Source organism: Rathayibacter sp. AY1A3, from assembly GCF_002930975.1.
GTDB lineage: Bacteria > Actinomycetota > Actinomycetes > Actinomycetales > Microbacteriaceae > Rathayibacter.
Genome location: NZ_PSTO01000001.1, coordinates 109,713 through 130,624, shown reverse-complemented (window position 1 = coordinate 130,624; position 20,912 = coordinate 109,713). Strand labels below are relative to the sequence as shown.

Genomic DNA, 20,912 nt, shown 5'->3' with positions numbered 1-20,912 from the left:
CTCTGCACAGATCAGGAGAACAACCATGCTCGAGAGAGAGCTCATCCAGAACCGGGGCGTCCGGAACGTCGAGGAGGACGGTGCCGTCACCGGCTTCCAGTTCACGCTGCGCATGCCCAACTACCGGGGCGTCTGGGGCAGCCTGATCGACGGCGTCGACGTCACCGTCGGCGACCTGTCGTGGGACCGCGAGGTCCCCCGCTGGACGCTCCAGGGCCGCGAGTTCAGCATCCAGGAGCTCCGCGCGACCGACGCCGAGGTCCGCTGGCAGCTGGACGAGGTCGCGACCATCACGGTCCCCCACCCCGGCGGGCTCCCCGTCGGCGTGCACGACCTCGCCGTGGACATCGCGATCCACGCCCCCTACATCCCGGCGGAGTTCCAGCCGTCGGTGTTCCACTCCGAGCGGAAGGTCACGATCGTCGCATGAGCGCTGCACTGAAGTACGGGGTGTCCCTGTACAGCTACACCGGAGACATGAACACCGTCCTCACCCTCGAGGACGCCTTCGCCGAGATCGCCGACCTCGGTGCGACCGGCATCGAGATCCTCGGCGAGGGCAACATCAGCGGGTACCCGAATCCCGGGACCGCGTGGATCGACGAGTGGCAGCGCCTCCTGGAGACGTACCGCCTCGAGCCGACGAACTACGGCTCGTGGATCGACTCCCGCCTGTGGCGCGACCACGATCTCTCGGCCGAGCAGGGCACGAGCATGCTCGCCCACGACCTCCGGCTCGCATCGACGCTGGGCTTCACCACGATCCGGCCCAAGATCGGCGTCATCGCGATGGACCTCACGCCGCACCCCATCTGGGAGGAGGTCGTCGAGCGCAACCTCGACCTCGCCCACGAGCTCGGCCTCGTCATCTGCCCGGAGATCCACGCGCCGACCCCGATCAAGCACCCCGTGGTCGACGAGTACATCGCGTTCATCGAGCGCACCGGCTCGCCGAACTTCCGGCTCATGCTCGACACCGGCATCTTCCAGCGGACCATCACCACCGCGAAGCACGACGGGCTCAGCGAGGAGGCCGTGGACGAGGGCTGGCGCAAGCCCCTCGCCGTCCCGATGTCCGACCTCGCGGAGGTGCTCCCCTACACCGCCTTCATCCAGACGAAGTTCTTCGACATCGACGAGGACCTGGTCGACCGGCAGATCCCGTGGGAGGAGATCCTGCGGACCCTGATCGACAACGAGTGGTCGGGCTACCTCTCGAGCGAGTACGAGGGCGACCGCCTGCCCTACCGCTCGATCGAGCAGGTCCGCCGCCAGCACGCCCTGCTGCACTCGATCGAGGACCGGCTCACCGCATGACCGCCTCCGACCAGCGCCCCGTCGTCCCCGGGTTCCATCCGGATCCGTCGGTCTGCGTCGTGGACGGCGTCGCCTACCTCGCGAACTCGACCTTCGAGTACGCGCCCGGGGTGCCGATCCACTCGTCGACCGACTTCAGGACGTGGACGCTGGTCGGGCACGCCCTCCACCGGCCGGACCAGCTCCCGCTCGCCGGGACCGGCCCCTCCGGCGGGATCTTCGCGCCGACCCTGCGCCATCACGACGGTCGGTTCTGGATGATCACGACCAACGTCGCCGACGAGTGGGGGCAGGTGCTCGTCACGGCCGAGGACGCGGCCGGCCCGTGGTCCGAGGCGATCCGCATCCCGGGCATCGACGGCATCGACCCGGACATCGCCTGGGGCGCCGACGGCACCTGCTACGTGACCTACGCGGGCCGGACCGGGATCGCTCAGGTCGAGATCGATCCCTCCACCGGCGAGGTCCTGACCGAGCCGCGGCTGCTCTGGTCGGGGACAGGCGGCAAGTTCCCCGAGGGCCCGCACGTCCTCGAGCACGACGGCTCCTGGTACCTGCTGATCGCGGAGGGCGGCACCGAGCGCGGCCACGCGGTGTCGATCGCCCGCGGTCCGTCGCCCTCCGGGCCGTTCACCGGCGGCCCGGCGAACCCGATCCTCACGAGGCGCGGCACCTCCTCCTCCGTGCAGAGCACCGGCCACTCCGACCTGGTCGAGACGTCGCCGGGAGTGTGGGCGCTCGTCTACCTGGCCGTCCGGCCGCGCGGGAGCAGCCCGGAGTGGCACGTCCTCGGGCGGGAGACCTTCGCCTCCTCCGTCGAGTGGGTCGACGGCTGGCCCGTCGTCGGGGCGCCGATCGAGCAGCCCGAGCAGCCGAGCCGGGAGACCCTGGTACGGGGCAAGGCGCTGCCGCCGACCTGGGTCGGCGACGAGGTGTTCCCCGCCGACGTGGTGGAGGTCTCCGAGCGCGGATGGACCCTCACCGGTTCCGGGAGCGAGGAGGTGTTCGTCGGGCGCCGGCAGGACCGCCTCTTCTTCTCGGCGCGCGCCGCTCTCACCACGACCGGCCGGGCGGCCCTCTCCGTCAGGATCGACCGCCGGCACCAGTTCCGGCTCGAGCTCGAGGGCGATCGCCTGACGACCGTGCTCGTGGTCGGCGGCCACCGCGTCGTCCTCGACGAGCGCGAGGCCGTCGCGGGCGCCGAGCTCGAGATCCGCACGCTCCCGGTCGAGGGAGGCTTCTTCGAGGCCCGCGGACCGGACCATCTGGTCGGCGGCGTCGTCGTGGACGGCGCCTTCACCGAGACGGGCCGGGCCGACGGGCGCTACGTCTCCACCGAGGTGGCCGGCGGCATGACCGGCCGGATCATCGGGGTCGGCGTCCTCGCGGGCACCGCCGAGCTGACCGGCTTCCGCTACGAGGGGTCCGACACCTTCGCCGGCGCCGGACTCAGTTGAACGCGCCCGCGTAGCGCTGCAGCGCCGAGGCGTGGCCGAACGGCACGCCCTCGCCGACCCACTGGATGAGGCCGGCGGGGGCGAGCACGTTCTCGATCGCCAGGAGTGCCGCTCCGGTGACGCCCTCGAGCTGGTCCAGGCTCGCCGCGCGGATCACCAGGCGCTCGGCGACCAGGTCGGTGCAGCCGGACCGCACGGCGTCGGTGACGAGGTCGACGAAGTACTCGCCTCCGCGCAGCACGCCTCCGCCGATCGCGACGACTCCCGGGTTCAGCACGTTCACCAGGTTGGCGATGACTCCCGCGACGATCCGCCCCGCGCCCGTCAGGAGCTCCATCGAGAGCGGATCGCCCTCCTGCGCGCCCCGGCCGAGGTCGCCCAGGGCGACGGCGTCCCCGCGGCCGGTGATCTCCGAGAGGAACGGGCTCTCCTGTGCGCGCTCCTCCGCGGCCAGGAGGATCGCCCAGCCGCTCGCGACCGCCTCGAGGCAGCCCGCCCGCCCGCACCGGCAGACCGCGTCGGGGTCGTCGGTGACCCGCATGTGGCCGATGTCCCCGGCCCCGCCCCGCTCGCCGCGGATGAGGCGGCCGCGGATGATCATGGCCGCGCCGATGCCCGTCCCGACCTTCACGAACAGCAGGTCGCGGCTGTCGCGGTGGGCGCCTCCGGCCCACTCGCCGAGGGCCATCAGGTTCGCGTCGTTGTCGACCCAGACCGGAGCGTCGTAGTGGTCGCGGAACCAGGCGCGCACGTTGACGTCGTGCCAGCCGGGCATGATCGGCGGGGCCACGAGCCGGCCGGAGCCGAACTCGACCGGACCCGGGACGCCCACGACGATCCCCCAGGGCCGCGAGACGCCGGCCCCTGCCGCGACCCGCTCGAAGGCGAGGCGCACCCGCTCGAGCGTCGCCTGCGGGCCGGTCGCCACGCTCCAGTCCTCGTGGCCGGTCGCGATCAGCGTGCCGGCGAGGTCCGAGACCGCGACGGTGAACTCCGACGCCCCGATGACCGCCGCGTAGACGTGGCCGGCGTCGGACGCGAACTCCAGCGTCCTCGCCTGCCGCCCGCCCTCGGACGGGGCCAGCCCGCCCTCGCGCAGCAGCCCCAGCTCGAGCGCCTGCTCGATCCGCTGGGTGACGACCTTGCGGCTCAGGCCGCTCACGGCGACCAGCTCGGGACGCGTGCCGGCCCGGCCCGTCCGCACGAGCTCGATCAGGGCCGCGAGCGGAGCGGCCTCGAGGGTCGGCGCGACGGATCCGCGCAAGGCCTCGAATCCGCCGAGGAGGGGCGCCCGGTCCTCGTCGAGCAGAGGCGCTCTCGATTCCAGCGACATCGGTCCTCCGGTCCGCGATCCGCTCCCGGCCCGGGCAGGTCCCGGGGAACCGGCGGATCGCTCTGCATGGGTTCGTCCCGAGCGTAAGTCCCCGAGCGCCTCAGCGGGCGCATCGGCCCGTGATCGGGGGCGGATCGCGTATCCGTCCTTGCGGATAAGTACCTCAGGCACATAAGTTGGCTGTCGACCGACGGAGCTCTCCCGCCCCCTCGGCACGGCTGCGGAAGGCTCGGCATGACGAACGACACGGACACCTCGCGCGGATACCCGGACCGGGTGGACGTCGCGATCGTGGGCAGCGGGCCCGCCGGTGCCGCCTACGCGCGCATCCTCAGCGAGCGCGCTCCCGGAGCGGTGGTCGCGCTGTTCGAGGTCGGACCGACGATCAGCGACCCGCCCGGCACCCACGTGAAGAACATCGCCGACCTGGACGAGCGCGCCCGCGCGCAGCGCCGGTCGGAGGGGCCCCGCCCCCAGGGCGACGCGCAGTCGACGGACACCATGGACGACTACGCGACCGACGCCGCGCGGATGCAGCGCGCCGGCACCTTCCTCCTCGCCGACGGCTGGCAGCAGCCGGGCGAGGACGGCCTCCCCGCCGCGGCCATGTCGAGCAACGTCGGCGGCATGGCCGCCCACTGGACCGGAGCCTGCCCGCGGCCCGGCGACAGCGAGCGGATCGCCTTCCTCCCCGACCTCGACGAGCTCCTGGACGAGGCGGAGCGGCTCCTCTCCGTCACCGCCGACGCACTCGGCGACGCCCCGCTCGCCGGTGACGTGCGGGCCCGGCTCTCCGCCGCGCTCGACGAGGGCCGCGCGCCCGACCGCCGCGTCCAGCCGATGCCGCTCGCCGTGCGCCGCACCGAGGACGGCTCGCTGATCTGGTCCGGATCCGACGTCGTCTTCGGCGACGCCACCCGCGAGAACGAGAGCTTCACCCTCTACGACGAGTCGCTCGTCCTCCGGGTGCTCACCGAGGAGGGAGCCGCCTCCGGCGTGCTGGTCCGCGACCTCCGCAGCGGAGCCGAGCACCGCGTCGCCGCGCGCTTCGTCGTCGTCGCCGCGGACAGCCTCCGCACGCCCCAGGTCCTCCACAACTCCGGAGTCCGGCCCGAGGCGCTCGGCCGCTACCTCAACGACCAGCCCCAGATGGTGCACGGCGCGATCCTCACCGATGTCCCGGAGGTGGCCACCGCGTCGGAGGCGGACACCGCGATCACCGCGCAGAGCGGCGTCTCGTGGGTCCCCTTCACCGACGAGCACCCCTTCCACGGCCAGGTCATGCAGCTCGACGCCTCCCCGGTGCCGCTGGAGTTCGACACGATCCCCGGCTCGATCGTGGGGCTCGGCTGGTTCTGCGCGAAGGACCTGCAGGCGTCCGACCGCGTCGCGTTCTCGGACGACGAGACCGATGACTACGGCATGCCCGCCCTCCGCATCCACTACACGCTCACCGAGAAGGACCGCGAGACGCTGGCGCGGGCGCGCGAGTCGATCCTCGCCGCGGCGCTGGCCGTCGGCCGCCCCCTCGGCGACGGGCCGCTCGTCTTCCCCGCCGGCGCCTCCCTGCACTACCAGGGCAGCGTCCGCATGGGCGAGACCGACGACGGCACCTCCGTCTGCGACCCGACGGGCCAGGTGTGGGGCCACCCCGGCCTGTTCGTCGCGGGCAACGGCGTGATCCCCACGGCCACGGCCTGCAACCCGACGCTCACCGGCGTCGCTCTGGCCGTGCGCGGCGCCCGCCGCATCGCCGAGGAGCTGACCCGATGACCACTCCGACGACAGGATCCCCGATGACCGGCCTCCCCCGCCTCGACCGCACGGGCAGCCCCGTGCAGCTGATCGTGGACGGCGCGCCGTTCCTCTGCCTCGGCGGCGAGCTCCACAACTCCAGCCCCTCGGACCCGCGCCACATGGAGGCGGTCTGGTCCGCCATCGGCGCCTCGGGGATGAACTCGATCGTCGCCCCCGTCGGCTGGGACCAGGTGGAGCCCGTCGAGGGCGAGCTCGACTTCACCGTGGTCGACGCGCTGCTCGACGGCGCGCGCTCCGCGGGCGTCCGGCTCGTCGTGATCTGGTTCGGCGCGTTCAAGAACGCCCTCTCCACCTACGCGCCGACCTGGGTGCGGAGGGACACGGCGCGCTTCCCCCGCTCCGACCGCGGCCCGGCTCCGATGCGCGCGCCCCTCACCTACGAGGGCTCGATGCCCCGGCCCGGCCTGTCGGTGTTCTCGGAGGAGCTCCGCCGCGCGGACGAGCGGGCCTACACGGCGCTGATGGAGCACCTCGCCCGGGTGGACGAGCAGCACACGGTGATCCTGATGCAGGTGGAGAACGAGGTGGGTCTGCTCGGTGCGAGCCGCGACCTCTCCGCCACCGCGCAGCAGGCCTGGCTCTCGCCCGTCCCGGCCGCCCTCGTGCAGGCCGTGGCGGAGGACCCCGACGGCTTCCACGACGACATCGTCGCCCTCTTCGCCCGCTCCCGGCAGGACGGCGGATCGTGGCAGGAGCGGTTCGGCGACGACGACCCGGTGGCCGACGAGGTCTTCATGTCGTGGGGCTACGGCAGCTACCTCGGCTCGCTGGCCGCGGCCGGGAAGAGGGTCCTGGCGCTGCCGGCCTACGCGAACGCGTGGCTCGGCCCGCAGCCCGGGCAGGACTCGCCGGGGCAGTACCCCAGCGGCGGTCCGACCGCGCGGATGCGGGGCGTGTGGCGAGTCGCGGGCCCGGCCCTCGACTTCGTGTCGCCCGACATCTACGTCCCGTCCAGCGAGCCCGTCATGCGCGAGTACTCGGCGCCCGACAACCCGCTCTTCATCCCCGAGGCCCGCGTGCTGACCGGCGACGCCTTCCGCGCGGTCGGCGGCTACGGCGCCTTCGGCTACCACGTGTTCGGCGTCGACGACGTCCGCGAGGGCAGCCAGCTCCACGGCGCCTTCCGGCAGCTGATCGCCCTGGCTCCGCAGATCCTCCAGGCGCAGCGGGAGGACCGGATCATCGGCTTCGCCCTGGACGCCGGGACGGTCTCGCTCACCGGCCGGATCGGCGAGACGACCGTCGTCGTGCGCAGCGCGCCGGCGATGCTGGCGGACCTCCTCCTCGACGTCGGCGTGCGGCTCCCCGAGCCGGCGCCGCTCCCCGACGAGAACCTGCCCACCGCGCACGCCCCCTCCCCCGCCGACTCGCGGGCGTTCGGGATCGTGCTGCAGACCGGTCCGCTCGAGTACCTCGCCGTCGGGCAGCAGACCATGATCGACTTCAGCCGGGACGGCGTCGTGGTCGAGATCGACAGCCTGCGCGAGCTGCGGCTCGAGGACGGCGCCTGGGTCGAGGGGCGGATCCTCAACGGGGATGAGCGGCTCATGATCCTCGGGGCGCACGGCGTGACCGCGGTGCGGGTCACGCTCCTCGAGACCCCGGCGGCCTGACGGATGCGGGGGCGGCGGCGATGACCGGTCCGGTCCGGTGGGGCGTCGCCGGGACGGGGCCGGTCTCGCAGCAGATCGCGCGCGACCTCGCCCTGGTCTCCGGGGCCGAGCTCGTCGCCGTCTCCTCCCGCACCGCCGTGGGCGCGGCGCGCTTCGGCGACGGGTTCTCCGTCCCGCACCGCTTCACCGACTACTCGGCCATGCTCGACGCCGACATCGACGCCGTCTACCTCGGCACGCCCCACGTCACCCACTTCGCGCTGGCCGCGGAGGCGCTGCGGCGCGGTCGGCACGTCCTCTGCGAGAAGCCCCTGGGGCTCGACGCCGCCGAGGTCCGCGCTCTGGCGGAGATCGCGCGCTCCTCTGGCGTCTTCCTCATGGAGGCGATGTGGATGGCGTTCACGCCGCTGACGGCCCTCGTGCGCAGGATCGTCGACTCCGGGGAGATCGGCGAGGTGCGCGCCGTGCAGGCGGCGTTCGGAGCGCCGTTCCCGCGCGACGGCTCCAGCCGCTGGCAGCCCGGCGGCAGCTCGCTCCTCGACCAGGGGATCTACCCGGTCACTCTCGCGCACCTGATGCTCGGGGAGCCGCTCGGCGTGGTCGCCTCCGGCGTGATCGACGAGCAGGGGATCGACCTGAGCACGCACTTCACCCTCGAGTACGGCGACGGGCGGTTCGCGCAGGGCGCGAGCTCGATGGTCGAGTTCCTCGCCGGCACCGCCACCGTCTCGGGCAGCACCGGCTGGATCGGGATCGACCCCGGCTTCTGGTTCGCCTCCGGGCTGACCGTGCACGGGTACGGACCGGAGGGCCCGACCGCGCGCCGCTGCGAGGTCGAGCGGGAGGGGCACGGGTACGTCCCGATGCTCCGCGAGGTCACGCGCGCGATCGCCGCCGGACTGCTCGAGCATCCGCTCCGCACGCTCGAGGACACGGCCGCCGTCTTCGACACGCTCGACGCCGTGCGCCGGGCGGCCGCCGCCTCCTGACCGGCCCGCCTCACCCCGCGTGCGGCAGCAGCACCTCCACGCGCCCCTCGCGCACCCGAGTCTGGAACCGCGGCTGCGGCGAGGTGGCCGGCCCCCGCAGCACCTCGCCGGTCTCGAGCGAGAAGGCGCTGCCGTGCCACGGGCAGGCGACGCACGCCTCCCCCGAGCCGTCCGCCGAGACCTCGCCCTCGTCGAGCGGGCCCGAGAGGTGGCTGCAGACGTTCGAGAGCACGTCGATCCGCTCGCCCCGCCGGAAGGCGAGCAGGGGGAGGCCCGCGACCTCCCTCCTCACCGGCGTGCGCTCGGGCAGGTCCGCCAGGGCGCCGAGCTCCTGCCAGCCGGAGGGGAAGCGGTGCGGCACGTCCTCCGCGTGGTTCGCCCCCGCCGCCTGCCGGTAGCTGAGGTGGCCGCCCAGGTAGCCGCCGCCCGAGACGACGGCGAGTCCGAGCATCCCGAGCACCTTCCCGCTCGTGGTGCGCCCGCGGCGGCGCTGCACCCACGACGCGGCGTAGAGGCCCGTCGCGACCACGTTGGCCGCCGAGTGCACCAGCCCGACGCGGGTCTGCTGCTCGTGCAGCTCCGACCAGTCGGTGAAGCCGGAGGCGGCGGTCGGCAGGACGCTGATCACGCCGACGCCGACGAGGGTCCGCGCCGCGCGCTGGTTCCCCGGCAGCAGGTCGAGCACCGCCGCCGACACCCAGGCGCCGGTGGGCACGAGGACGAGCAGCGGATGGACGGGGTGGCCGACCGGGACGCCGTGCAGCACGTCCCGCACCGGCTGCGGCCGGACCACCGCGTTCACGGCCCGCTTCACCCGGCCGACGAGCGGATCGAGGGCGGCGGCGTTCTCGAGGCGGGTGACGAGTCTGACGAGTCTGATCTCACGCATGCCTCATGCGACCAAGCGGGCGGCCCCGGCGGAAGGGGCTTGCGGCGGAGGAGGAGCAGTCGGACCCCGTCGGCGGGCCCCTCGCTTGCCGACCCCGAGCCGTTTCGCCTACGCTGACCCGGGGCTTTGTGAACGGTCACATCGCCCGAGCGAGGAGCATGATGGACCAGCGCAGGCCCACCCCCGCCGACGTGATCACGAGCGGCGCCACCGCCCTCGGCATCGAGCTCGGCTCCACCCGGATCAAGGCGTGCCTGGTCGACGCGGCCGACCCGTCCGTGGTCCTCGCCGTCGGCAGCCACGAGTGGGAGAACCAGTTCGTCGACCGCCGCTGGACCTACTCCCTCGACGCCGTCCACGCGGGCCTCCAGGCCGCCTACGCGGACCTCGTCGCCGACGCCTCCTCGCGCCACGGCGTGCAGCTCTCCTCCGTCGGGGCGCTCGGCGTCTCGGCGATGATGCACGGCTACCTCCCCTTCGATGCGGACGGCGGGCTGCTCGTCCCCTTCCGCACCTGGCGCAACACCAGCACCGGGCCCGCGTCGGCCGAGCTCACCGAGCTGTTCGGCGCCAACATCCCGCTGCGCTGGTCGCTCGCGCACCTGCACCAGGCGGTCCTCGACTCCGAGCCGCACGTCGAGCGGATCGACTTCCTCACCACCCTCGCCGGCTACGTGCACTGGCGCCTCACCGGCGAGAAGGTCCTCGGAGTCGGCGACGCCTCCGGAATGGTCCCGACCGACCCGGCGACCCGCGACTACGACCAGCGTGTCGTCGACCTCTACGACGAGCGCGCGGCCGGCGCCGTGAAGCCGCTGCGCGAGCTGCTGCCCGCCGTGCTCCCCGCGGGCGCCGACGCCGGCTCGCTCACCGCCGAGGGCGCGCTCCTGCTCGACCCCACCGGCTCCCTCCGACCCGGCGCCCCCGCCTGCCCGCCCGAGGGCGACGCCGGCACCGGCATGGTGGCGACCAACTCCGTCGCCCCGCGCACCGGCAACGTCAGCGCCGGCACCAGCATCTTCGCCATGGTCGTCCTCGAGGGCCCGCTGGAGAGCGTGCACCACGAGCTCGATCTCGTCGCGACTCCCGCCGGGGACCTCGTCGCGATGGTCCACTGCAACAACGGAGCCAGCGAGCTCGCCGGCTGGGTCGGCCTGTTCTCGCGGTTCGCCGCCGCGTCCGGCGGACCCTCCGACAGCGACGCCGTCTACGGCACCCTCTTCGCCGAGGCGCTCGAGGGCGAGGCGGACGCGGGCGGACTGCTCGCCTACAACCACCTCGCGGGCGAGCCGATCGCCGGGCTCGTCGAGGGCCGCCCGCTCGTCGTGCGCACCCCCGACTCGCGCCTCACGCTCGCCAACTTCATGCGCGCGCAGCTCTACGGCGTGTTCGGCACGCTGGCTCTGGGCATGCGCGTCCTCGCAGGCGAGGGCGTCCGGATCGACGAGATGTTCGCGCACGGAGGCATGTTCCGCACCGCAGGGGTCGCCCAGCGCTTCCTCGCCGGCGCGCTCGACGCCCCCGTCTCGGTCGCCGCGACCGCCTCCGAGGGCGGCCCGTGGGGCATGGCGGTGCTCGCCGCCTACCGCCTGCAGAGCGGAGTCGCGCTCGACGCGTACCTCACCGATCAGGTCTTCGGCGACTCCGGCTTCGAGACCGTCGCCCCCGACGCGGACGACGTCGCCGGCTTCTCCGCCTACCTCGAGCGCTACCGCGCCGGCCTCGCCGTCGAGCAGACCGCCGTCGAGACCCTCACCGACCCGCAGAACCAGGGAGCCACCGCATGACCACCCAGACCCCCGCCGTCGAGGAGGCGATCGCCCGCGTCCGCGAGGACGTCGCGCGGCTGCACTCCGAGCTCGTCCGCTACGGCCTCGTCATCTGGACCGGCGGCAACATCTCGGGCCGCGTGCCCGGCGCCGACCTCTTCGTGATCAAGCCCAGCGGCGTCTCCTACGACGACCTCGCGCCCGAGAACATGATCCTCTGCGACCTCGACGGGAACGTCGTCCCCGGCACCCCCGGCAGCGACCGCAGCCCCTCCAGCGACACCGCGGCGCACGCCTACGTGTACCGCGAGATGCCCGAGGTCGGCGGAGTCGTGCACACGCACTCCACCTACGCGACCGCGTGGGCGGCCCGCGCCGAGTCGATCCCCTGCGTCATCACCGCGATGGCCGACGAGTTCGGCGGGGAGATCCCCATCGGCCCGTTCGCGATCATCGGCGACGACTCCATCGGCCGCGGCATCGTCGCGACCCTCAGCGGGCACCGCTCGCGCGCGGTCCTGATGCAGAACCACGGCGTCTTCACCATCGGCAAGGACGCGAAGGACGCCGTCAAGGCGGCCGTCATGGCCGAGGACGTCGCCCGCACCGTGCACCTCGCGCGCCAGGGCGGCGAGCTCGTCCCCATCCCGCAGGAGTCGATCGACGCCCTGTTCGACCGCTACCAGAACGTCTACGGACAGAACCCCACCGGAGCCATCGCATGAGCGTGTACCAGAGCATCATCCCCGACCTCGCCACCCGCACCGTCTGGTTCCTGACCGGCAGCCAGGACCTCTACGGCGAGGACACCCTCCGCCAGGTCGCCGAGCAGTCGCAGGCCGTCGTCGCGCGGCTGAACGAGGCGGGCGCGATCCCCGTGACCGTCGAGTGGAAGCCGGTGCTGAAGAGCTCCGACGCCATCCGCCGCACCATGATCGAGGCGAACTCCGACGACTCCGTGGTGGGCGTCATCACCTGGATGCACACCTTCAGCCCCTCGAAGATGTGGATCCACGGCTTCGACGCGCTCGCCAAGCCGCTGCTGCACTTCCACACCCAGGCGAACGTCGCCCTGCCGTGGCAGGACATCGACTTCGACTTCATGAACCTCAACCAGGCCGCGCACGGCGACCGCGAGCACGGCTACATCCTCAGCCGGATGAGCGTGCCCCGGAAGACGGTCGTCGGCCACGCGAGCGACGCCCGCGTCACCGAGGCCATCGGCACCTGGTCGCGCGCGGCCGCCGGCTGGTCCGCCTCGCAGAGCATGAAGGTCGCCCGCTTCGGCGACAACATGCGCAACGTCGCCGTCACCGAGGGCGACAAGACCGAGGCCGAGATCCGCCTCGGCGTCAGCGTCAACACCTGGGGCGTGAACGAGCTCGTCGAGCGCGTCGACGCCGCCACCTCCGAGCAGATCGACGCCCTCGTCGCGGAGTACGTCGAGAGCTACGACGTGGTCCCCGAGCTGCTCCCCGGCGGCGAGCGCCACGAGTCGCTCCGCTACGGCGCCGCGGTCGAGATCGGCCTGCGCTCGTTCCTGGAGGAGGGCGGCTTCGAGGCGTTCACCGACAGCTTCGAGGACCTCGGCGGGCTCCGCCAGCTCCCCGGACTCGCCGTGCAGCGCCTCATGGCCGACGGCTACGGCTTCGGCGGCGAGGGCGACTGGAAGACGGCCGTCCTCATCCGCATCGCCGCCGTCATGGGCGCCGGCCTCCCCGGCGGCACCAGCCTGATGGAGGACTACACCTACGACATGACGCCCGGCGAGGAGCTCATCCTCGGCGCGCACATGCTCGAGGTGTCGCCGTCCCTGTCGTCGAAGCGCGCCTCGCTCGAGATCCACCCGCTGGGCATCGGCGGCCGCGAGGACCCGGTGCGCCTGGTCTTCACCGCCGACGCCGGACCCGCCGTGGTGGTCGCCCTGAGCGACGTCCGCGAGCGCTTCCGCCTGGTCGCGAACAAGGTCCAGAACGTCGAGCCGCCCCAGACGCTCCCGCACCTGCCCGTCGGCCGCGCCGTCTGGCAGCCGGCCCCCGACTTCGGCACCAGCGCCGCCGCCTGGATCACCGCCGGTGCCGCGCACCACACGGTGATGACGACGCAGATCGGCCTGGAGGCGTGGGAGGACTTCGCCCGCATCGCCGGCGTCGAGCTCCTCGTGATCGACGAGTCGACCACCCTCCGCGGCTTCGAGTCCGACATCCGCTCGAACGCGGCGTACTACCGCCTCTCCCAGGGCCTGTAGATCCTGCGAGGCCGGACGGCCGGCTCCCTGCGGGGGGCCGGCCGTTCCGTCGTTCCCGGCGAGCCGCCGGGTCGGGGCGGGGGGCCCGCCGCCGAGACCGACCTGGATCACGTCCGCGATCGAGGGCGGATCGCCCTCTCCGGCCCGTTCGGCGCCCGCTGCAGCGTCCCGGCCTCGGTTGCGGACGCGCTCGCAGCACGACGGAGGCCGGGAGGCCCGGACGGCCCTCGCGGGCAGTCGGTCCTTCCGGCCTCCGGGATGCAGGCGGGCGGCGGGCGGTCAGTCGCGCGAGGTCGAGAACGCCGCGTCGAAGGCGTCGGCCGGCGGCGTGATCGCGTTGAGCTTCCGCACGAAGGCCAGGGCCTCGGGGGCGCCGTCGAGGCGGTCCATGCCGGCGTCCTCCCACTCGACGCTGGTCGGGCCGGTGTAGCCGATCGCGTTGAGCGCGCGGAACACCGGCTCCCACGGGACGGCGCCGTGCCCGGTCGAGACGAAGGTCCACCCTCGGCGCGGGTTCGCCCACGGCAGGTGCGAGCCGAGGACGCCGTTGCGGCCGTCGAGGTTGGTGACCGACTCCTTCACGTGCACGTGGAAGATGTGGTCGGCGAAGTCGAGCACGAACGCGACGCTGTCGAGCTGCTGCCAGACGAAGTGCGACGGGTCGAAGTTGAAGCCGAACGAGGCGCGGTGGCCGATCGCCTCGAGGGTGCGCTTGGCGGTCCAGTAGTCGTAGGCGATCTCGCTCGGGTGCACCTCGAGCGCGTAGCGGACGCCGACCTCCTCGAAGACGTCGAGGATCGGGTTCCAGCGGTCGGCGAAGTCCTGGTAGCCGGCGGCGATCCACTCGTCGGAGGCGGGCGGGAACATGGCCACGCCCTTCCAGATCGACGAGCCGGAGAAGCCGTTGACCTGCGTCACGCCGAGCGCGGCGGCGAAGCGGGCGGTGTCCTTGAGGTCCTGGGCGGCGCGCTGCCGGACGCCCTCGGGGTCGCCGTCGCCCCAGACGCGGTCGCTGAGGATGTCGCGGTGGCGCTCGTCGATCGGGTCGTCGCAGACCGCCTGGCCGGTGAGGTGGTTCGAGATCGCGAAGACCTGGAGGCCGTTGCGCTCGAGGATGTCCTTCCGGCTCTGCACGTACTCCGCGTCGTCCCAGCGGGCGACGTCGATGTGGTCGCCCCAGCAGGCGATCTCGAGGCCGTCGTAGCCCCACTCCCCCGCGAGGCGGGCCACCTCCTCGAAGGGGAGGTCCGCCCACTGGCCGGTGAAGAGGGTGATCGGTCGCGTCATCGCGGATTCCTAACTCTCGACTCCCGCGCGCCGTCGCACCGGGAGAGGTAATTTGAGGGTTCACGCAACATATCAGGCACTCCCGCGAGCCCGAAAGGAACCGATCATCGCCCCGATCGCCGGCGCACTGTCGCGCACGCCCACCCTCGTCACCGCCACTGCGGCCCCGACCTGGGAGGAGGGCCTGATCGTCGGCAGCGGCCGCGTCGGCGCCGTGGTGCACGGCCCGGCCGACTCCCTGACCGTCCCGCTCGCCCACGAGCGCTGGTTCCTCCCCGTCAATCCGCGCCCGGACGCGCCCGACCTCGCCGGCGTCCGCGACGAGCTGCGCGGCGCCCTGCTGGCCGGCGACTCCGACACCGCCACCGCCCTGCTCGCCCGCGCCGCCCGCGACAGCGGCTACGACGGCGGCCTGATCTGGACCGACCCGCTCGGCCTCTGCGCGACCGTCACGCTGCGCACCCCCGGCGGCGTCGCCTCCGCGGTCCGCCTGATCGATCCGCTCGGCGGCGAGGCCGCGGTGGAGTGGACCGACGAGGACGGCGGCCGCCACGCCGTGCGCCTGCTCGCCCCGCACGGCGGCGAGGGCGTCCGGCTGGCTCTGGAGTCCTCCGCGGACACCGTCGTCACCGTCGAGCTCGCGCTCGGGGCCGGCGAGGCGACCTCCTTCGACACCGGCGTGCCCGACGCCTCGGCCGTGGTCTCGTCGCACGTCGAGGGCGGCGCCTCCGCGGTGCTCACGGCCGAGGCGGGCGAGGGCCCGACCGCGATCCGCGCCGTGACGCGGGCGACGAGCGGAGCGACGTGGCGCGTGGCCGGGGGCGCCGCCGTCTCGGACGTGGAGATCTCCGCGGGGGTCGCCCGCGTGCTCCGGCTGGACGTCGCGATCGGCGCGGCTCCCGACGCCTCCGCCGACCTCTCCTGGGAGGAGCTGCGCGACGCCCAGCGCGAGGGGCACGGCCGGCTGGTCGGCGCCTCCGTGCTGGATCTCGACGGCGCCTCCGACGCCGAGCTGACCGAGGACCTGTGGGACGCCGCCCGCTCCGGCGACGCGGGCGCCCGTCGCCGCGTGGTCGAACTGGCCTGGCTCAGCGGCCGCGCGAACATCGTCGCGTCGACCGGCGAGCTGCCGCCGACGCTGCAGGGCGTCTGGCAGGGCACCTGGCGGCCGGCCTGGTCGGCCGACTACACGCTGAACGGCAACGTGCAGAACGGCGCGATGGCGGGGATGATCCCGACCGGCACGCCCGAGCTGGCGCTGTCGATCCTGGAGCTGGTGCTGCCGCACCTCGACGACTACCGCGAGAACGCGCGCCTCGTCTACGGGGCGGAGGGGATGCTCCTGCCGTCGCGGATGTCGACCCACGGCCGCGCCGACCACTTCGCGGCGAGCTACCCGCACCTCTTCTGGACGGGCTGCGGCGGCTGGGTGCTGCGCCTCGCCGCCGACGCCGTCGCGGCCACGGGAGATCGCGGCATCGTCGACGACCGGCTGTGGGAGCTGGCCGAGGGCGTGCTGCGCTTCGCCGAGACCGGGACGACCGTGGTCGACGGGGTGCGCCGGATCGTCCCCTCCTACTCCCCCGAGAACACACCGGGTGGTGCGCGCTCGCCGATAGCGGTCGATGCGACGATCGACGTCGCCGTGCTGCGGGACGCCGCGCGGGCGACGGCGCTGCTCGGCCGGGCCCGCGGCGACGACTCGCTCGACGAGCGCTGGGCGCGGGTGGTCGCGGAGCTGCCGGAGTACCGGGTCGCCGAGGACGGCACGCTGGCGGAGTGGATCGACCCGCGGTTCGCGGAGGAGATCGCGCACCGGCACGCGTCGCAGCTGTACCCGCTCTGGTACGCGGGCGACGCTGCCTTCGAGGGCCCCGGCGCCTCCGCGGTGCTGCTGCGGGCCGCCGCGGCGGCGACGGTGGCGGCGAAGATCGCGTGGCGGACCGAGGCGCCGACCGCTCCTCCCGGGCGGATGGAGATGGCGTTCGGGCTGGTGCAGGTGGGCGTCGCGGCGGCGGCGCTGGGTGACGGGGAGGCGGCGCTGAGCTGCGCGGAGTGGCTCGCGGTCGAGCACTGGTCACCGACCCTGACGACCCGGCACGACGCGGGGCGGATCTTCAACCTCGACGCCAGCGGCGGACTGCCGGGGCTCGTGGCGGCGATGCTGCTGGGATCGGATGACGAGACGCTGACGGTGCTGCCGGCACTGCCGTCCGCGTGGGCGCGGGGTGCCGTGACGGGGCTGCGCGCGCGCGGCGGGGTGGTCGTGGACCGGCTGGAGTGGTCGCCGGGGCGGGCGTCGCTGCGGGTGCGGCGGGTGCCGAGCGCGGAGTGGCTGGCACCGGCGGGCGGGACGCGGGTGCGCACGCTGCGCGACGCGGTGCTGCGCGTCGACGGGCGCGAGGTGTCGGGCGGGCTGGAGCTCGGTGCGGAGGCGGTGCGCGTGGACGTGGAGTGGCGCGGCTGAGGGCACTGCGGAGGGTACGGCTGCAGCACGCGGAACGGGCTCCGGTACGCCGACGGAGGCGGAGCAGCGCACCGGGTGTCGTCCCGGCTGGCCGCCGGACCCGCCGTGCGGCTGCGTCGACGTGAGGACGAGACGCGAGCAGGATGCGGTGGGTGGGGTCGGGTCAGCTCCGCGAGTGCCCGTAGCGGTCGTAGACGCGGTTGCGGGCCGCCCGCTCGGCGGCGGGCAGGCGCTGCGCGTCGGCGATCTCGTAGACGCCGAAGGTGTCGCGCAGGCGCGAGGCCGGGTCGACCTCGACGAAGGTGCACCAGGGCAGCCAGTGGTGGTGGCTGCGCAGGGTCTGGGTCGCGAAGTCGCCGCTCTCGTGGCCGAGGCCGGGCATCGCGTAGCCGATGCTGCCGTCGACGTCGGTCGACTGGCGGGTGTTGCGGTGCAGGAACTCGGCGAAATCGAGGTAGTGCTCGTCGCCCGTGATCAGATGCAGTCGGTAGTAGCTGTACGAGCAGGCCGCCATGTAGACGTCGGCGCCGCCGCCGAGGGTGATGATGCTCTGTCCGCTGATCGAGTACCGGTTGAAGGGATGCGCCCAGGGCGCGCGGACCGGGAAGGACCACGCGTACGTCCAGGTCTCCGTGTAGTCGGCGGCGCGGACGGCGCCCTCCAGCCAGCGCGGCTCCTCCGTCAGGTCGTACAGCGCGAGGAAGCCGAACAGTCCGTAGATGCCCGCCTCCTTGTCCTGGATGTCGGCGTTGTCGCAGGTGCCGCCGCGGTACTCCAGCGTGCGGTGGATGTTCGCGAACGACCACTCGCCGGCGCGCACGGCGGACGCGCGGTAGCGCCCCTCCCCCGTCACGAGGTGCAGCTGCACGAGGAAGCGGATCACGCTCGGGGTGTTCGAGCGCGAGTCCATCCGCACCGAGCCGTCGGCGTTGTAGGCGCGGTGGAAGCTGCCGTCGGCGTCCTGCACCTCGAGCAGCCAGTCGGCGGTCCGCCGGCAGAACTCGAGCCAGAGCGGGCGCTCGTCGCCGAGGTCCCGCAGGTGCAGGTAGGCGTCGAGGATCGCCTCGACGCCGTCGGCGAGCATCCGCAGGTAGTGCGGGTACGGCTCGAAGCCGCCGAGCGAGGGGTTGAAGCACATCCGCGGCGGGCCCGACTCGGGCAGCGCGGTCCGCGCCCAGAAGTCGACGATGCCGACGCCCTGCTCGAACGCCTCCGGCACGCCCTCGCGGTCGCCGTAGCGCAGCAGCTGGTAGCCGATGCCGGGCTGCTGCCCGACGAAGCCGAACTGGAAGGAGACGCTCGAGACGTCGAGGTCCGGCAGCTGGCAGGCGAACGGCAGGCCCCAGGAGTCGCCGTAGCGGCGGGTGAGGCGCTGGAGGATCGCCATGCCGTGGTGGAAGTGCCGCTCGTTGTCGACCTCGAACAGGTCGTCGCGGAGCCGGGCGTAGGTGCTGCGCCAGGTGGCGCGCATCATCGTCGCGAAGTCGTCGTACCGGCCGAGGTCGACTGCGACGGCGTAGCGCTGGCGGAAGCCGACCTCGACCGGGTGGTTCACCCGCTGCAGGGCCTTCGGGGCGGCGTCGTAGTCGAGGCCGGAGTAGGGGTTGTCGATCGTGCGCTCGCCGTCGGCGCCCGGGTGGACGTAGTCGATCGACAGGCCCGCGGGCGGCACGTCGAGCGGGGTCCGCACGCCGAAGCCGTAGTAGAGGTAGTTCAGCGTCGTGCCCTGCGGGCGGCTCAGGCCGATCGAGCCGACGGTGCACTCCGGGTCGGTGAAGTTCTCCGAGCGGACCACGTCCAGGCGCGGCAGCGTCGCGTCGGCCGCCCAGCGCGAGAGCGCCACGGTCTCGCCGGTCGCGAGGCTCTGCGCGGCGAACAGCGGCAGCGCGTAGTGCGTCTCGGTGCGCCAGAAGTACTCGCTGCCGGGGTCGCGGCCCATCGCGTCGGCGAGCCCGAAGGCGTTGTCGCGGTACCAGGCGCCGGGGGCGAAGCACTCGTAGTCGCGGAGGTCGTCGGACCCGGTCAGCCCGAGCGAGACGGCGGTGGAGAAGCCGAGGTCGCCGCCGGCCGCCAGCACCTCGACGTCGCGGTGCACGGAGAAGCCGTCGCCCGCGACGCGCCAGACGTCGGTGACGGCGAAGGCCGACCCGGAGCGGACGGTGATCGTCCCGCTCGCGGTGATCGCCCCCTCCGACAGCGAGACGTCGTCGTAGGGCGCGCCGGAGTACTCGCTGATCGCGGCGACGGTCTTGACCGTGACGCGCAGCGGCCGGTCGTTCGCGTAGAGGACGCGCTCGCCCTTGAGCACCTCGAGGCCGCCCGCCTCGACGCGGAGGGTGTAGTCGCCGGAGCGCAGTTCCACGGTGGTTCCTTCCCGGAGGGTCATCTCAGCTCTTCTCGTCGTGCGCGCGGGGGCCGGCCGATGGGGCGGCCCCCGCCGGCTCGTCCTCGAGCCGCTGCGCCCCGGGATCGAAGCGCCGCGAGCCCGGCCGGAACAGCAGCGCCACGCCGCCCTCGACCAGGCCCGCGAGCAGCAGCAGGATCGCGAACGGGATCAGCGAGATCTCGGCCCACGCGCCCATCACCGGCATCACCAGTCCGGCCGCCGTGAAGCTGACCGTGCCGAGGATCGCCGTGACGCTGCCCGCCTCGCTCGACGGGCCCTGCAGCGAGAGGTACTGCACCGGGGCGAAGCCGAGCGAGCGGCCGGCCAGCGCGAACGTCAGCGCGCCGACGACGACGAGCAGCGGCTGCGTGCCGGTGAGCGCGAGCACCGCGACCACGACGGCGCCGAGCGCCGTGACGATCGCCGAGGCGAACATCGCGAACCGGGGTCCGAACCGCGGCACGATCACCCGTCCCGTCGTCTGCCCGACCGCGATCGTCACGAGCGAGGTGACCAGGAACAGCAGCCCGTACAGGTCGGGACCGACCGCGTAGACGTTCGTGTAGAGGAAGGGAGCGGTCGCGAGATACGCGAAGCCGACCGACCAGCCCGCGGCCGAGGCGGCGGCGAGCGCCAGCACGCGCGGCCGCCGGAGCATCCCGAAGGAGTTGCGCAGCGACGGGCCGAGCCCGCCCTGGTGCCGCCGCTCGCGGGGCAGCGTCTCGGGCAGCACCAGGAGCGCGATCACGGTCGCGAGCGCTCCCCAGGCGGCGACCGCGAGGAAGGAGCCGCGCCAGTCGATCACCTTGGTCAGCTGCGCGCCGACGGAGGGCACCAGGATCGGGAAGACCGAGACGATCACGGCGAGGTTCGCGAGCATCGTGACGAGCCGCTTGCCGCTGTAGAGGTCGCGGACGATGGCGGTGACGACGACGCCCGCGGCGGTGCAGGCGGCGCCCTGGACGAAGCGAGCCGAGAGCAGCACGGCGGTGTCGGAGGTCATCGCCGCGACGAGGCTCGCCGCGATGTGCAGCGCCGCCGAGACGCCGAGCGGCCACTTGCGGCCGACCGCGTCGCTGAGCGGTCCTGAGACGAGCTGGCCGGCCGCGAAGCCGAAGGTGGCGCCGGTGACGACCAGCTGGGCGGTCGCCACCGAGACGCCGAGATCGTCCTGCAGCGTCGGCAGGAACGGCAGCACCAGGTCGATGGTGAGCGGCCCGAAGCCGACGAGCATCGCGAAGATCGGCAGCAGGAGGCGGCCGCGGGGCATCGCCCGGACGGCGGGGGAGGCGGTGGAGGCGGTCATGAGCGCGGAGCGCAGGTCACGGAGGGGATCCTG

The 20,912-nt window shown here is 73.4% G+C and carries 15 protein-coding genes; 10 read left to right on the top strand and 5 right to left on the bottom strand.

Features of this window, described 5'->3' with window-relative positions; all coding sequences use genetic code 11:
• Positions 1–25 precede the first annotated feature (25 nt).
• From C5C10_RS18105 to C5C10_RS00625, 3 genes are read left to right on the top strand one after another with little or no spacing between them, the layout of a single operon-like run.
• Positions 26–430, top strand: coding sequence for a DUF6379 domain-containing protein (locus tag C5C10_RS18105; protein ID WP_258060320.1), 405 nt, complete (start codon positions 26–28; stop codon positions 428–430).
• Positions 427–1,317, top strand: a complete 891-nt coding sequence (locus tag C5C10_RS00630; RefSeq protein WP_258060318.1) for a sugar phosphate isomerase/epimerase — start codon at positions 427–429, stop codon at positions 1,315–1,317. The genes C5C10_RS18105 and C5C10_RS00630 overlap by 4 nt, the downstream gene beginning before the upstream one ends.
• The gene (locus C5C10_RS00625) at positions 1,314–2,774 is read left to right on the top strand and encodes a glycoside hydrolase family 43 protein (RefSeq protein WP_104328245.1); all 1,461 of its coding nucleotides are present in this window, start codon (positions 1,314–1,316) and stop codon (positions 2,772–2,774) included. Before C5C10_RS00630 ends, C5C10_RS00625 begins: the two co-directional genes overlap by 4 nt.
• Here the strand turns inward: C5C10_RS00625 and C5C10_RS00620 are convergent.
• Complete coding sequence (locus C5C10_RS00620) at positions 2,767–4,107, bottom strand: ROK family protein (RefSeq protein WP_104328244.1); 1,341 nt, start codon at positions 4,105–4,107, stop codon at positions 2,767–2,769. The genes C5C10_RS00625 and C5C10_RS00620 overlap by 8 nt on opposite strands.
• Before the next feature lie 234 nt (positions 4,108–4,341).
• Here C5C10_RS00620 and C5C10_RS00615 point away from each other — a divergent pair, with 234 nt between their 5' ends.
• Genes C5C10_RS00615 through C5C10_RS00605 form a run of 3 tightly spaced genes read left to right on the top strand, consistent with a single transcriptional unit; the run spans position 4,342 to position 8,527 of the window.
• The gene (locus C5C10_RS00615; RefSeq protein WP_104328243.1) at positions 4,342–5,880 is read left to right on the top strand and encodes a GMC oxidoreductase; all 1,539 of its coding nucleotides are present in this window, start codon (positions 4,342–4,344) and stop codon (positions 5,878–5,880) included.
• A 23-nt stretch (positions 5,881–5,903) separates the two neighbouring features.
• Positions 5,904–7,538, top strand: a complete 1,635-nt coding sequence (locus tag C5C10_RS00610) for a DUF5597 domain-containing protein (protein ID WP_104328242.1) — start codon at positions 5,904–5,906, stop codon at positions 7,536–7,538.
• Between the two features lie 20 nt (positions 7,539–7,558).
• Positions 7,559–8,527, top strand: coding sequence for a Gfo/Idh/MocA family protein (locus tag C5C10_RS00605; protein WP_104328241.1), 969 nt, complete (start codon positions 7,559–7,561; stop codon positions 8,525–8,527).
• Between the two features lie 10 nt (positions 8,528–8,537).
• Here C5C10_RS00605 and C5C10_RS00600 read toward each other — a convergent pair whose 3' ends face one another.
• Positions 8,538–9,416, bottom strand: coding sequence for a Rieske 2Fe-2S domain-containing protein (locus C5C10_RS00600; protein ID WP_104308061.1), 879 nt, complete (start codon positions 9,414–9,416; stop codon positions 8,538–8,540).
• 161 nt (positions 9,417–9,577) lie between these two features.
• Between C5C10_RS00600 and C5C10_RS00595 the strand changes: the two genes are divergently transcribed.
• From C5C10_RS00595 to araA, 3 genes are read left to right on the top strand one after another with little or no spacing between them, the layout of a single operon-like run.
• A complete protein-coding gene (locus C5C10_RS00595; protein WP_104248018.1) occupies positions 9,578–11,203 on the top strand; it encodes a xylulokinase in 1,626 nt (541 codons plus the stop codon).
• Entirely contained in the window at positions 11,200–11,910 is a 711-nt protein-coding gene (locus C5C10_RS00590) for an L-ribulose-5-phosphate 4-epimerase (protein WP_104224687.1), read from the top strand. The genes C5C10_RS00595 and C5C10_RS00590 overlap by 4 nt, the downstream gene beginning before the upstream one ends.
• A complete protein-coding gene (gene araA, locus C5C10_RS00585; RefSeq protein WP_104328240.1) occupies positions 11,907–13,433 on the top strand; it encodes an L-arabinose isomerase in 1,527 nt (508 codons plus the stop codon). The genes C5C10_RS00590 and araA overlap by 4 nt, the downstream gene beginning before the upstream one ends.
• Positions 13,434–13,712: 279 nt before the next feature.
• Here the strand turns inward: araA and C5C10_RS00580 are convergent, their stop codons facing one another.
• The gene (locus C5C10_RS00580; RefSeq protein WP_104226056.1) at positions 13,713–14,720 is read right to left on the bottom strand and encodes a sugar phosphate isomerase/epimerase; all 1,008 of its coding nucleotides are present in this window, start codon (positions 14,718–14,720) and stop codon (positions 13,713–13,715) included.
• A 52-nt stretch (positions 14,721–14,772) separates the two neighbouring features.
• Here C5C10_RS00580 and C5C10_RS00575 point away from each other — a divergent pair, with 52 nt between their 5' ends.
• The gene (locus tag C5C10_RS00575; protein ID WP_146082080.1) at positions 14,773–17,187 is read left to right on the top strand and encodes a glycoside hydrolase family 95-like protein; all 2,415 of its coding nucleotides are present in this window, start codon (positions 14,773–14,775) and stop codon (positions 17,185–17,187) included.
• Positions 17,188–17,350: 163 nt separating this feature from the next.
• Here C5C10_RS00575 and C5C10_RS00570 read toward each other — a convergent pair whose 3' ends face one another.
• A complete protein-coding gene (locus tag C5C10_RS00570) occupies positions 17,351–19,549 on the bottom strand; it encodes a hypothetical protein (protein WP_104328238.1) in 2,199 nt (732 codons plus the stop codon).
• A gap of 25 nt (positions 19,550–19,574) precedes the next feature.
• Positions 19,575–20,879: a multidrug effflux MFS transporter gene (locus C5C10_RS00565; protein WP_104328237.1), complete on the bottom strand. Its 1,305-nt coding sequence runs from the start codon at positions 20,877–20,879 to the stop codon at positions 19,575–19,577.
• Between the last annotated feature and the right edge of the window lie 33 nt (positions 20,880–20,912).

What these genes read in the sequence shown, in the direction of transcription:
- C5C10_RS00595 (WP_104248018.1), top strand. Translation starts at nt 9,578, where the DNA reads ATGGACCAGCGCAGGCCCACCCCCGCCGACGTGATCACGAGCGGCGCC.
- C5C10_RS00630 (WP_258060318.1), top strand. Translation starts at nt 427, where the DNA reads ATGAGCGCTGCACTGAAGTACGGGGTGTCCCTGTACAGCTACACCGGA.
- C5C10_RS00605 (WP_104328241.1), top strand. Translation starts at nt 7,559, where the DNA reads ATGACCGGTCCGGTCCGGTGGGGCGTCGCCGGGACGGGGCCGGTCTCG.
- C5C10_RS00620 (WP_104328244.1), bottom strand. Translation starts at nt 4,107, where the DNA reads ATGTCGCTGGAATCGAGAGCGCCTCTGCTCGACGAGGACCGGGCGCCC.
- C5C10_RS00625 (WP_104328245.1), top strand. Translation starts at nt 1,314, where the DNA reads ATGACCGCCTCCGACCAGCGCCCCGTCGTCCCCGGGTTCCATCCGGAT.
- C5C10_RS18105 (WP_258060320.1), top strand. Translation starts at nt 26, where the DNA reads ATGCTCGAGAGAGAGCTCATCCAGAACCGGGGCGTCCGGAACGTCGAG.
- araA (WP_104328240.1), top strand. Translation starts at nt 11,907, where the DNA reads ATGAGCGTGTACCAGAGCATCATCCCCGACCTCGCCACCCGCACCGTC.
- C5C10_RS00610 (WP_104328242.1), top strand. Translation starts at nt 5,904, where the DNA reads ATGACCGGCCTCCCCCGCCTCGACCGCACGGGCAGCCCCGTGCAGCTG.
- C5C10_RS00565 (WP_104328237.1), bottom strand. Translation starts at nt 20,879, where the DNA reads ATGACCGCCTCCACCGCCTCCCCCGCCGTCCGGGCGATGCCCCGCGGC.
- C5C10_RS00600 (WP_104308061.1), bottom strand. Translation starts at nt 9,416, where the DNA reads ATGCGTGAGATCAGACTCGTCAGACTCGTCACCCGCCTCGAGAACGCC.
- C5C10_RS00615 (WP_104328243.1), top strand. Translation starts at nt 4,342, where the DNA reads ATGACGAACGACACGGACACCTCGCGCGGATACCCGGACCGGGTGGAC.
- C5C10_RS00590 (WP_104224687.1), top strand. Translation starts at nt 11,200, where the DNA reads ATGACCACCCAGACCCCCGCCGTCGAGGAGGCGATCGCCCGCGTCCGC.
- C5C10_RS00580 (WP_104226056.1), bottom strand. Translation starts at nt 14,720, where the DNA reads ATGACGCGACCGATCACCCTCTTCACCGGCCAGTGGGCGGACCTCCCC.